Annotated in this window: 7 protein-coding genes and 1 pseudogene; 6 read left to right on the plus strand and 2 right to left on the minus strand. The window is 60.8% G+C overall.

Annotated elements, in window-relative coordinates; all coding sequences use genetic code 11:
* Window positions 1-95 precede the first annotated feature (95 nt).
* Window positions 96-1388: a TIM barrel protein gene (locus TQ38_RS27605; protein WP_043976096.1), complete on the plus strand. Its 1293-nt coding sequence runs from the start codon at window positions 96-98 to the stop codon at window positions 1386-1388.
* A gap of 574 nt (window positions 1389-1962) precedes the next feature.
* Here the strand turns inward: TQ38_RS27605 and TQ38_RS31580 are convergent.
* Window positions 1963-2165: pseudogene (locus TQ38_RS31580) on the minus strand (hypothetical protein); the annotation flags it as partial.
* 65 nt (window positions 2166-2230) lie between these two features.
* Here TQ38_RS31580 and TQ38_RS27615 point away from each other — a divergent pair.
* Entirely contained in the window at window positions 2231-3586 is a 1356-nt protein-coding gene (locus TQ38_RS27615; protein ID WP_113942106.1) for an IS66 family transposase, read from the plus strand.
* 127 nt (window positions 3587-3713) lie between these two features.
* Window positions 3714-4730, plus strand: coding sequence for an IS110 family transposase (locus TQ38_RS27620; protein ID WP_113942107.1), 1017 nt, complete (start codon window positions 3714-3716; stop codon window positions 4728-4730).
* 249 nt (window positions 4731-4979) lie between these two features.
* On the opposite strand, the gene TQ38_RS27625 is transcribed toward TQ38_RS27620, so the two are convergent.
* Complete coding sequence (locus tag TQ38_RS27625) at window positions 4980-6491, minus strand: IS1634 family transposase (RefSeq protein WP_240198193.1); 1512 nt, start codon at window positions 6489-6491, stop codon at window positions 4980-4982.
* A gap of 908 nt (window positions 6492-7399) precedes the next feature.
* Here TQ38_RS27625 and TQ38_RS27635 point away from each other — a divergent pair.
* Genes TQ38_RS27635 through TQ38_RS27645 form a run of 3 tightly spaced genes read left to right on the plus strand, consistent with a single transcriptional unit; the run spans window position 7400 to window position 12563 of the window.
* Window positions 7400-8395, plus strand: a complete 996-nt coding sequence (locus tag TQ38_RS27635; RefSeq protein ID WP_162792446.1) for a TolC family protein — start codon at window positions 7400-7402, stop codon at window positions 8393-8395.
* Complete coding sequence (locus tag TQ38_RS27640; protein WP_043979887.1) at window positions 8392-9492, plus strand: efflux RND transporter periplasmic adaptor subunit; 1101 nt, start codon at window positions 8392-8394, stop codon at window positions 9490-9492. Before TQ38_RS27635 ends, TQ38_RS27640 begins: the two co-directional genes overlap by 4 nt.
* Window positions 9489-12563, plus strand: coding sequence for an efflux RND transporter permease subunit (locus tag TQ38_RS27645; RefSeq protein WP_043979890.1), 3075 nt, complete (start codon window positions 9489-9491; stop codon window positions 12561-12563). Before TQ38_RS27640 ends, TQ38_RS27645 begins: the two co-directional genes overlap by 4 nt.
* The last annotated feature ends 27 nt before the right edge of the window (window positions 12564-12590 follow it).

Raw genomic sequence — 12590 nt, forward strand, 5'->3', positions numbered from 1 at the left:
AGTAGCTGTAACCACCGTTGCTACTCTCCGCGTAACTGGCACCATTCCGCCCCAAGCGGTCCGGCGCCCCTTTATAGAATATGCTGAGGATTGCCATGACAGCACTACCAATTTCCGAAGAGCTTATCGAAGGAGCCAATGCGCGCCTGCTCGATGCCCTGCATGACGAGTACAGCGCACTGGGCCGAAAGCTGGAGCGTTCAGGCATCTCCATCGATTCCATCAAGGACAGGGTTGCAGGCTTCTCCGTCGCCGTTCCAAGCTGGGGCGCGGGACGCGGCGGGACTCGCTTCTCCAAGTTCCCGATCCCTGGCGAGCCGACCAACATCCACGAAAAGCTCGAGGACTGCGCGGTGATTAACCAGCTTTCGCGGCTTACGCCGCGAGTCTCCCCGCACTTCCCGTGGGACAAGGTAAGCGACTACAGGGGACTGCGTGAAGAGGCAGCGAGTCTGGGGCTCGGTTTCGATGCGGTGAACTCGAACACCTTCCAGGATCAGCACGGGCAGGCGCATAGCTACGCTACCGGTTCGCTTGCCTCCACTCTTGAAACGACACGCCAGCAGGCCGTCGAGCACAACATCGAGTGTATCGAGATTGGCCGCCAGCTTGGCTCAACGGATCTCACCGTCTGGGTAGGTGACGGCACCAACTTCCCCGGCCAGCAGGATCTGGGACGCAGCCTCGATCGCTATCTGGAAGCGGCGGCACAAGTCTACGCAGCGCTCCCGGACGACTGGCGGATGCTGCTGGAACACAAGATGTTCGAACCCGCGTTCTACTCCACTGTCATCAGCGACTGGGGGTCCTCGATCCTGGCGGCGCAAGAACTCGGTCCGAAAGCGAAATGCCTCGTGGACCTTGGCCACCATGCGCCCAACGTCAACATTGAGCAGATCGTGGCGCGGCTTCATCGTTTCGGGAAGCTCGGCGGCTTCCATTTCAATGACAGCAAGTACGGCGACGACGATCTGGATTCCGGCTCGATCAACCCGCACCAGCTGTTTCTGGTGTTTAACGAGCTCGTGGAGGCCGAACTCCATCCCCGCGACGGCTTCGCGCCCAGCTACATGATCGACCAATCCCACAACGTAACCGACCCGATCGAGTCTATGCTTTCCTCGGCCGAGGCGATCGGCTCCTGCTATGCCAAGGCGCTGCTGGTTGACCGCGAGGCGCTACACCTTGCGCAGGAAGCCAACGATACGATGATGGCATTCCAGGCCCTGCGCCGGGCCTATAATGTAGATGTTTCCCCAATCGTCGCCATGGCTCGGATCGAGGCAGGCGGTGCGATCGACGTCCTGAGCGTATACCGCGAGAGCCGGTGGCGCGATCGCAAGGCCCAGGAGCGAAAGGCAGTTGGCCTCGGTGCGGGTATCGTCTGACCCAGCCAATTGGGGAAGGACGGCGTGCCTTCCCCGGCGTGATTACCGTCGAAGTGATTAACTGGATGGACAGAGCACCGTCGGGCCATCTGTCGTGTGACGGCTGCAGGATTAACGGTTAAATATCACTTTGACGAAGTATTCAGTCGCCCGTATTGCCTGCGACCGCAACCACGCCAGTAGGATGCTGCACTCAGCTTGTTTTTCGGTCCCGCGCCAATTAGCCAGCAGTCTGGTCGCCATCCACGGCAAGGCTGCGCCGGTTGTGCGCCGAGCCTCGCCGGATGCGAGAAAGGCTCGGCGTCTGCGATATCCTCCGGCTCCGCCATTGCGCCACCATCGAGCCAAAAATAGTCGAAGGTCTTGCGCAGCGCACCTCTCAAGTATCTGATGAGTGCGAAGGGCGCCGAAAGTGCGAGATCCTCGCCGAATGATTATCCGAATTGTAGCGACTTCTCGCCGCCACCCGCCCTGCTCACGTCGATAGCGGCCTCAGTCAAGCCCAACTTGAACAGAGCTTTTGAGAACGGCTTTTATCTTCAATGACATGCACGCACCGGCGCAAGTGTTACCACTACATTTTTGGGGTTGGTTGAGCTTGCAGAGGCTCAGGTTCGCGGCGGCAGTCGCTGATATTGGCCGGCAGCGCGATGCCGATTGCCTTGAAGACATTCCTCTCCTGGCCCGAACTTGGGTGCGGGTGGTAATGACCTTGCCGTCCTTTTCGATGGTGGCTTCCTGAAGGCGATCGAGATCGTTGAGGAGCGGCTGCCATTCGGTAATTGCTCACGGGTTGGCAGAAAAGTGTTGCGCGGAGGTCGATTGGCTGATTCACCCTACGGATGCCACCACCGCCGCTTCATGTTCTGACCGAGGCCGAGAAGAACGAGCTGCTGCTTGCTCAGCACGAGATGATCGAGCGGATGGCAGCGCGGATTTCCGAGTTGGAATCCCTGGTCGGCAAGCCGCGCAAGACCTCGAAGAATTCGCATATTCCGCCTTCGAAGGACGACTTCGGCAAGCGGGGCGGCAAAGGCGGTAAGCCCAGGACTGGCAAGCGCCCGCCGCGCGAAGGCAAGCACCGCCCACTGGCCGAGACGCCGGACAAAACCGAACGCGTCATGGCGGCAAGCTGCTGCCATTGCGGGACCGATGTTTCCTCGCAGACCCAGCATTGCCGTCACCGCTACGATCATATCGACCTGCCGCCGATCCGCCCAATTGTGACCCGCATCGAATTGTTCGGTGCGCGCTGCGGGGGATGTGGCCGTCGCTACCGCGCCGAGGCGCCGGCGGGTATGGAGCCGGGCACGCCGTTTGGCCCTGGCATCCGCTCTCTGCTGGCCTATCTGCATCACAGCCACCATGTCAGCTTCGAGCGACTGTCGCGCATTGCTGCGGAACTGTTTGGCCTCACGATCTCCCAAGGGGCAATCGCCAACGCCTTCAGGCGCATGCAGGCCGGAATGACAGCAGCCACGAAGGCGATCACCGACAAGTTGCTGACGGCAAGGATCATCGCATCCGATGAGACGTCCACGCGCACCAACGGCATTGCCCATTGGCAATGGGTCTTCCTCTCGAAAGACGCGGTCCTGCACAAGATCGCCCCGCGCCGGGCGCGCAGTGTTGTCGACGAGGTGCTGGGTGGCCATCAACCCGACGTGTGGGTCTCCGATCGCTACGCCGGACAGCAGGAACTGGGCAAAGAGCATCAGGTCTGCCTCGCCCATGTCCTGCGCGATGTTCAGTATGCCATCGACTGCGGGGATACCGCCTTCGCCCCCAAAATCCGCGACCACCTGCGCTGGGCGATCCGGATCGGCAAGCGACGAAGCAGCCTGAAGGACACAACGCTGGCCGCCTACGCCGCGAAGGCCGACAATCTGCTGACCCGCCTGGTACAGATGCCTGTCGCGCACCCGGCGGGACGTGTTCTGCTCAAACAAATCAAGGCCTGGCGGGGCAAGTTCTTCGTCTTCCTCACCAACCGCGACGTCCCTGCGACCAACAACATATCAGAGCGCGAGATCCGCCCCTCGGTCGTGTTCCGCAAGGTCACCAACGGCTTCCGATCCGACTGGGGCGCCCAGATCCACGCCGGATATCGCTCCGTCACCGGAACCGCCCGTCTCAGCGGCAAATCGGCCCTCGTGGCTATCCGCGAACTCGTCGACGGCAGGTTCGTGGTCGCCTGATCGGAGCCCAATTGCCGACCCCGTGAGATGGGGTGGTTGCCGCCCTCCCAGACGGCATCGCGATGTGCCAAAATAGTGGTGTTGAGGCCACTGAGCGGAAAGGACGGCAACCGTGACGATAGATACAATGATTGGTGTAGACCTGGCAAAGACTGTTTTCCAGGTGCATGGCGCGTCGATGACGGGGCAGCCGAAGTTTCGCAAAAAGCTGTCGCGACAGAACTTCCCCAAGTTCATGGCCGATCAGCCCCCGGCGGTGGTCGTGATGGAGGCCTGTGGCAGCGCGCATCATTGGGCCCGAGAAATGATCCGACTTGGTCACGAGGTCAGACTGATCGCGCCGCACTATGTGAAACCGTTCATCAAACGTCAGAAGAACGATGAAGCCGATGCGGAAGGTATCGTGATCGCGGCCCAGCGACCTGAGATGCGCTTTGTTGAACCTAAGTCGGCATCTCAGCAGAGCACCGCCATTTTGTATCGGTCACGGCAAAGACTGGTTCGGCAGCGCACAGAAATAGTCAACGCTCTTCGAGCTTGTCTATATGAATATGGCCACATCGTGCCACTGGGCATTCAGAATATTGGGCGCATCCGCGAGATCTTGGAAGAGAAAAGCAGTGACTTGCCTCTTTTGATGCGTGAGGAATGTCTTGAGATGCTTGATCAGATCGCTGAACAGACAACGCGCATTGCAGCCCGGACAACAAAGATTAAGGAACTGGCCGCCACGCAGGAGACATCTCGTCGTCTGCAGACAGTGCCCGGAGTTGGGCCGTTGACTGCCATGGCTGTCCAAGCCTTCGCGCCACCGATGGAAAGCTTCCGCAACGGACGTGATTTCGCAGCCTGGCTCGGCCTGGTTCCACGTCAGTTCTCCTCGGGGGGCAAGGAGCGGCTTGGGCGTATTACGAAGGCAGGCCAGGCCGACATTCGTCAAATGCTGATTATTGGTGCGATGTCGCGCCTGAACTGGATGGGGCGTAAATCAATCCCGGACGGTTCATGGCTCGCAGGCATGCTGATGCGCAAGCCCAGGATGCTCGTGGCGATCGCTTTGGCCAACAAGATGGCCAGGCAAATCTGGGCCATGCTGACCAGCAACGAAGATTTTCGGAATCCGACGCTGGCGGTAGCTGCATGATACTACGGCAGCTCACGCCGCGCGGATAAATGGGAGTGTAAGAAGGCGACGACCCGAATGGGCAAAATGATCGAACAGATCTGGATCAGGAAAACCAGCTAATTGCTCCGAGCCTCGAGCTCTCCCGTGAGTTTTGGACTTGGTCCGCGGATCACCATACCGGCCAGCGGCTTCTGAAATGCCGCAATCAAAGGCCTTACAGAAGACCGCACTCGATCACTAGCACAAGAGCGTCAAAACCCTCTTGCATCACGGGCGGCAACCACAGAAGCAATTACGCCATTCGGGCTGCAAGCCCTTTTCCTGACACAAGCGGGTCAGTTCCTTGGCCAGCGTCAGAGCGAGGAACGAGACAAACACATGGCCGCGGATAGCGGCATCGGACTGATGGAAGATGGGACGGGTATCGAAGCTGGCCTTGGCGACGCGGAACAGGGCCTCGACCTGAAGCAAATCACGGTAGCGGATGACGGCCTGCAGCGGAGTGATCCTGGCATTGGTGCGCAGCACGCTGACGCCATCGTAGCGCGCCTCGTCGGCAAGCTTGCCCATGTCGATCTCGAAGGTCTTGCCGCTGGCCTTGAGATAGCGGCGATAGGCTGAGTTACCGACCAGGGCCTTGTCGCCCTTCTTCAGCTGGGTCTGGGGGCCATCGATGATCGCTTGCCGGTCGGCCTTGTCCTTCCTCGCCTCAGCTTCGTTGAGCGTGACGACGTAGCGCTGGGCATCTGCGCCTTTGCCAACGCGCACTTCCTTGACCCACAGCTGGGTGTCTCCTGCCTGTCGCTCGAGGACCAGGGGCACCATCGGATCAGTGTCGGCAAGCACGACATCGCGGATGACGTTGCTGGTGCGCTCTCGCGCACCCAGGATGTGTCCCATCTCCAGCTCTTCAAGGGCGGCGATCGTACCGGCACTGATCATGCCGCGATCGGCCACGACGCACGAGCGGATTATCCCAAAGCGGGTACGCAGGCGCGTGACGATGGGCATGAGCACCTTCACGTCGGCCGTGTTGCCCGGGACCATCTCGGTGCAGATCGGACGCCCTTCAGCGTCGACCACCACGGCCAGGATCATCTGGGCAAGCTCGGGCCGGTGGTCCTTGGAATGACCACGCCGCCCCAGTGTGTCGCCGCCTGCGCCATAGAACGAGAGCGACGTCGTATCCATGAATACAAGACTGAGATCAGTGAACAGGTCTCGCCGGCGATCGAACAGCTTCTCCTCGATCACGTTCTTCACACAGCGAGGTGCCAATGTGCCTTCTGCCTTCTCCTCGATCTCCTCGCCGAGCCAGGCCATGGCGCGATAGAAGTGATGAAGGGCAAGATCCTCGCTGCCGTCGATGGCGTAGCTCTCCATCCAGTCCAGGCAGGCTCGGTCCGAGCCTGAGACGAACAGGCGGTGCAGTGTGGCGACAAATACGGCGCGCTCCGCGGCAAAGCCGAACTGCCGCCCCTCCAGCACCTCTTCCAATACAGCATCGATGCCAAGCCGCTGCCACAGGCGCCCGAACAGCAACGGGCCGCCGATTCTGCGGGCTGCGATCCGGCCTGCATCGATATCGGACAGAATGATGCTGCGCTCTGCGTGACGTGCGATCGAGGCGGCAAGTCTGTCGAGTTCGCCACTCGCGGCCAGCACATCCTTGCGGCCCAAAGCCTTGATCGTGCGCTGACGGACAGTTTTGCCCTCGCGCACGCTCTCGACCAGGTAAAGATAGCGGTGCCCGCGCGCGACTCGTTCGACGACATACATGGCATGTTGTTACTCTCTGAACCCGACAAGATAAACTAAACCGCCAGTCACAGGCAAAATGTTGTTAGCACACCCGGTTTTGGCGCCGAATCCACTCCCAACAAAATCGGATACTTACGATCTCAAGTTCTTTGCGTGTTCAGCTAGTACTCTTCAACTTGGGTCAAGCACGTGCGGAGGAAATCGTGCCCTGCTTTAAGCGACTGCTCGACCCGGCCGAGATGCATATTGACGTCTCCCGTTTCGCCGCGGCGGGGGCGCTGACGCCGCGTGGGTGACAACGACTGGTTCAGACGGCAGCCGATAAATCCGAGCGAACAATCGAACGGTCTTGTCTAATTTATTTTAGCCGCTACTCGATGGGGCCGGCGGCGGTTTCGCGCGCCGGCTTCCGCGGAGCACTGCAGCCTTGTCCCGACTTTATCCATTGGCCGGTGTCACTCTTTTGGCGGGCGCCGTCCTGCTGCAAGCCTGTGCTCCGACAGTACATCTGAACGCCCCGCAAATTTTACTACCAACTGGTTTTGACGCCTCGAAAGGCGCCCCGCTCGCTGCTGGTCGACAGGAATCGATCAACCGGTGGTGGGACCAGTTTCACGACACTCAACTTGAGCAACTGATCGATCTTGCGCTCGTGCGCAGTACCGATGCGCGCACCGCCTACTTCCGCGTAATGGAGGCGCGGGCTGCGAGAGACCAGTCGGTTTCCCAACGGCTACCGTCCGGAAATTTCACCAGCAGCGCCAAGGTTCAGGGCGGCCAGCAGTTTGAGGGTCAGGATCTATTCGGATCTACGGCGCCTGCGCGTACCTTTTCGGGCGGGTTCGCTCCATCCTGGGAGCTGGATGTGTTTGGCCGTCTTGCGGCGATCGGGCGTAGCGCCCAGGCCAATTATGCTGCGGCGGCCTATGACTCACGCCACCCAGCTGGCTCTCGCCGGAGATGTGGCCAGCGAGCTGTTCGAAGCGCGTGGGCTATCAGTTCAGCTCCATGACGCTGCAGAGGCTTTGCGCATTGCCGAGGAGCTGGCATCGACATCACAAATAGGTCTCGAGCGGGGCTTGGTTGCGGGAGTAGATACCGCGAGGCTGGACAGCGATGTAGCAACTGCACGCGCGGATCTTGTCCGCATCGACACCTTGCTTCGAAATGCAAAACGGGCCTTGCTGGTCTTGACCGGCCGCGCCGATGCCCCCGTCGGCACCCTCCCGATCGAAGCAAGGCTCGATGTGCCCCCGATAGTCCCAGATACGATGCCTGCTGCTCTCCTGGTGCGCCGGCCAGACGTGCTCGCGGCCGGTGCGCGCCTGGCGGCAGCTGTGGCCCAAGTGAAGGTGGATCAGCTTGCGCTATTCCCCCAACTTACGCTCCAGGGGAGCGGAACGATGACTAGGACCATAGGCGCGCTGGGAGGCACGAATGGTATCTGGTCGCTCGCGTCCGGACTGGCTTTGCCGATCCTCGACCGCCCTCGCTTGATCGCACGCCTGCGAATTACCGAGGCGCAGGGCCAGCAGGCGGTAATAGCCTATGAGGCGGCTGTTCAAGCAGCCTTCCGCGATGCGGACAACGCGCTGGCAACGGTCGCTGCGGATACGCCGCGCGTAGCGCAATTGTACCGGGCCGAAGAGCGAGGCCGTTTTGCTTTCGAAGCCACTCGTCGCGGCTATCGCGCGGGTCTATTCGATCTCACGACGCTTCTGCAGGCAGAAAAGACATGGCGTTCGACGCGAACCGCGCTGACCGGAGCGCGAACCCAGGCTCTTGGCAATATAGTGGCCGTTTTTCGTGCGCTTGGGGGGGGATGGGACCCAGAAGCCCTTGCCGCTGCGTCGGGAGAGGAGACCACCGCTCTCCCTGTCGTCCCAGCCCCGGCCTCTGTTTTCTCCAAGGAAAAACTGTGACGAACAAGGTGTCCTTACCAGCGCTAATAGGGCTGACGCTGCTCGCTGCCTGCAGCGAGCCAAAGCGCCGTGATGCACCGCCACCGCCAACCGTGACCGTGGCGAGCGTGGCATACAGGTCGCTGGAAGGTGGATTTACAGCTTCAGGCCGGCTCGTCCCCCGGGAAGAAGTCGCGATCGCGCCGGAACTCTCCAATTACCGCATCATGAGCGTTATGGTGGAGGAGGATGCCGATGTACATGCGGGGCAAGTTCTCGCAGTGCTCGACGACGGCTTATTGCGTTCGCAGATCGCACAGGCGCGGGCGACACTGGTCCAACAAGAGGTCCAGGCCGATCGTGCTCGCGCGGAAGCAAAGCGGGTATCCGGGCTCGATGACAGCGGAGTGATATCGCAGGAGGCCATAGATCAGCGCCGTATCAGCGACAGGTCTGCCGCGGCGGCGGTCAACGTTGCCAAAGCCCAGTTGCAGGATTTACTCACGCGGCAGGCGCGCCTTGCGGTACGTACGCCGGTGGGTGGGCGGATACTGCAGCGGTCGGTGCGCCCCGGCGACGCGTCATCGTCTGGCCAGGTGATGTTCACGATCGCTCGCGACAACTTGATCGAGCTCGCTGCGGAAGTGCCCGAGGCCTCGATGGGTTCGCTCACAATCGGCGACCCGGTCGAAGTTACCCTGGCCGATGGGGCGCGGTTGGTCGGCCAAGTCCGCCTGCTCGGTGCGCGGGTCGATGAGCGGACCGGATTGTCGACGGCGCGGGTTACATTGCCGGTGCAACGTTATTTACGCGCTGGCGGTTTCGCGCGCGCGCAGTTCGTCAAGCCCAGCGCGCGCGTGACGACGGTCGCCGAAGCCGCGGTACATTATGACGCCGACGGCGCTTATATGTTGCTGCTTGATCAGAACGATACAGTCCATCGCGCGGGGGTCAGGACGGGCCGACGCGCCGGCGGAATGGTCGAGGTAACCTCAGGCGTGGTCCCTGGGACGCGGGCAGTAATGGGGGGCAGCGCTTTCGTACTGGAGGGTGACAAGGTGAGGATTGCTAAAGCCCGAGCTGACAGGTCCGGTACTGCGGGACGTCCGGGGCTATGAGCTTTCGCATTTCCGCTTGGTCGATCCGAAACCCGATCCCGGTTGTCTCGCTCTTCATCATTCTCACGATCGCCGGGTTGGTTGCTTACGTGGGACTGCCTATCAAACAGTTTCCAAACGTTACGTTCCCCATTGTCCAAGTCACTGTAACGCAGAGCGGCGCGGCGCCAACTGAGGTGGAAAACCAGATAACGCGGCCCGTTGAGGACGCGCTGTCGACTGTGTCGGGGGTGAAGCATGTAAGTTCGACCGTGGTTCTCGGTTCATCGGTGACTAGCGTTGAATTCGAACTGCATAGCGATATGCAAAAGGCCACGGACGACGTTCGCACCGCCGTAGAGCGAACGCGCGCGCAATTGCCCAACGGAATCGATCCCCCGCTGGTGCAGCGGCTCGACATCGATAATGCACCGATCATCACGTACGCCGTCAGCGCTCCCGGTATGGGCGGGAACGAATTGTCCCGCTTCATCGACAAGGTCGTCGCACGCGCACTGCAGGCGCAGGAGGGTGTTGCGCGCGTCAGCCGGATTGGCGGCTCCACGCGCGAAATCAATGTCATTCTCGACGCCGAGCGTATGGCAGGGGTGGGTGTGACCGCGCCGCAGGTGAATGCTGCACTCGCTTCTTTTAACACCGACGAAGCGGGCGGGCGGGCTGATATCGGTGGTGTAGAGCAGACCATCCGCGTACTCGGCTCCGCCAATGAAGTCGCGCGGCTGCGAGATGTGACTTTGCCGGTGTCGGGCCGGTACGTGCGCCTGACCGATATCGCGGAAGTCGGTGATGGTGAGGGCGAGGTGCGCAGCTTCGCGCGGCTGGATGGTCGCCCGGTCACCGCAATCCAGGTCAGCAAGACACGCGATACCAGCGACATCGATGTCGAGGACAACGTGGTCGCTACGCTCGACAGGCTTGCGGCAGGTTATCCGGGCGTAACTTTTACGAAGCTTGTCTCTACAGTCGATTCCACCCGTCGGAGCTTCTCATCGACCCAGCATGTTCTGATTGAAGGGATATTATTGGCCGTCCTTGTCGTGTTTCTTTTCCTGCGCAACTGGCGCGCCACCGTCATCGCTGCATTTGCCATGCCGCTCTCGCTGATCCCGACATTCGTATTTATGTCGGCGATGGGCTTCACCCTCAACACGATAACCTTGCTAGCGCTTACCCTGGTAATCGGCATCCTTGTCGACGACGCGATCGTCGAGGTGGAGAACATCGAGAAGCGCATCGAAAGAGGCGAGTCGCCTTACCGGGCCGCACTGATCGGTGCCGATTCAATCGGGCTTGCCGTAATCGCAACCACGTTCACCATCGTCGCGGTTTTCGCACCAGTGTCGCTCATTCCAGGCCAGGCGGGTCAGTTTTTCCGGGAATTCGGTCTCACAGTAGCTGTTGCGGTCCTGTTCTCGCTCGTCGTCGCTCGCTTGCTGACGCCCCTCCTGGCTGCCTACTTCCTGACACCGCTACATGAGAGGCAGCGGGTAGACGATCCAAAAGAAGGGCTGGTCATCCGGCTTTACACTCGGGCCCTTGATTGGGCGCTCGCCCATCGATGGCGGACGCTGGCGTTCGGCGGCGCAATCCTCCTCCTGTCGATGGCCATGGCGCTTTCCACGCCAGTGGGCTTTCAGCCCGTTGGCAATCCAGGTTACCTATACATCGCCGTTCAGGGAGCGCCCGGAGCCACACGGGCAGATATGGAGCATTCCATCGCCGGGGCCACGCGCGTGCTGATGGCGCAGCCTGACGTCGAGCGGGTCTTTTCCGAGGTTGGAAGCGCCGGTGACTTGCGGGCCGGGACTATAACCGTACTCCTGCGCGGCGACCGCGAACTCACGACCGACCAGTTCCGCGAAAGAATCCGACCTGAGCTGCGATCGATTCCGGACGTACGCATGTCGAACCAGGGCTCGTTCGGGACCGCCGGCATAAATATCATCCTTGCTGGCGAAGACGGGCAGGCGCTCGAGCGCGCACGGACCGAACTCTTACGCCAAATGCGTGCGGTGCCCTCGATTTCAGACCCCCGCCCGGCGCCGCCGCCTGCAGGGGCTGAACTAATTATCACGCCGCGATCCGATGAAGCCGCCCGGCTTAATGTCGATAGTCGGACGCTCGCGCAAGTGCTGCGTGTCGCTACGATTGGAGACATTGACGCGAACGTAGCCAAGCTATCCGACGGCGACGAGCGCCTAGCCATCCGTGTTCGCCTGCCCGAAGGAGCGCGGCACAACCTGGCTACCATAGCCAGCCTGCGCGTGCCGACGGTCGATGGCAACACCACTCCACTTTCCGCCGTCGCCGACATCCTGTTCCGCGCTGGGCCCGGCAAGATCGTGAGATATGACAGGGAACGTCGCGTGTCCGTCGAGGCTGACCTTGTCTCGGGTCGCACTCTGGGACAAGCTCTACAAGAGATATCTGCCCTGCAAGTTATGCGCGGCCTACCCCCCGGGGTGCACGAAGCCCGCGAGGGAGACGCAGAGGCCATACAGGAGTTGTTTGGAGGTTTCCTAATTGCAATCGTGGCCGGTATTGGGTTGACTTATACGGTGCTGGTCCTTTTGTTCGGCAGTTTCTTCAAGCCAGTTACCATTTTAGCCGCTTTGCCGCTTTCGCTGCTAGGCGCGTTCGCCACGTTGCTGCTGTTCGGCAAAACCCTAGACCTTCCCGCCATGATCGGGTTGCTCATGCTGCTGGGACTTTGCGCCAAGAACTCTATTCTGCTGGTTGAGTTTGCGATAGAGGACGAACGTCGCGGGGTCGGCATGACTCAGGCATTGCGCAATGCCTGCCAAGAGCGCGCGCGTCCTATCGTCATGACCACGATCGCCATGGCAGCAGGTATGCTTCCAACAGCGATCGGGGTTGGCGAAGGCGCGGAATTCAGGCAGCCCATGGCCCTTGCCGTCATCGGCGGCCTCGTGACCTCCACCGTACTTTCCTTGATCTTCGTGCCGGTCGTATACGAGATCGTTGAAAGCTTTGAAAACTGGTTGGGCCCGAGGGCTGCCCGGCTCGTGACGCCGCGTGTTCCAGGCCACGAGGAACCGACACCTGCCTGAGCCAGCGGCGAATGATTGAATATGCGC

The sequence above is a fragment of the Novosphingobium sp. P6W genome, from assembly GCF_000876675.2.
GTDB lineage: Bacteria > Pseudomonadota > Alphaproteobacteria > Sphingomonadales > Sphingomonadaceae > Novosphingobium.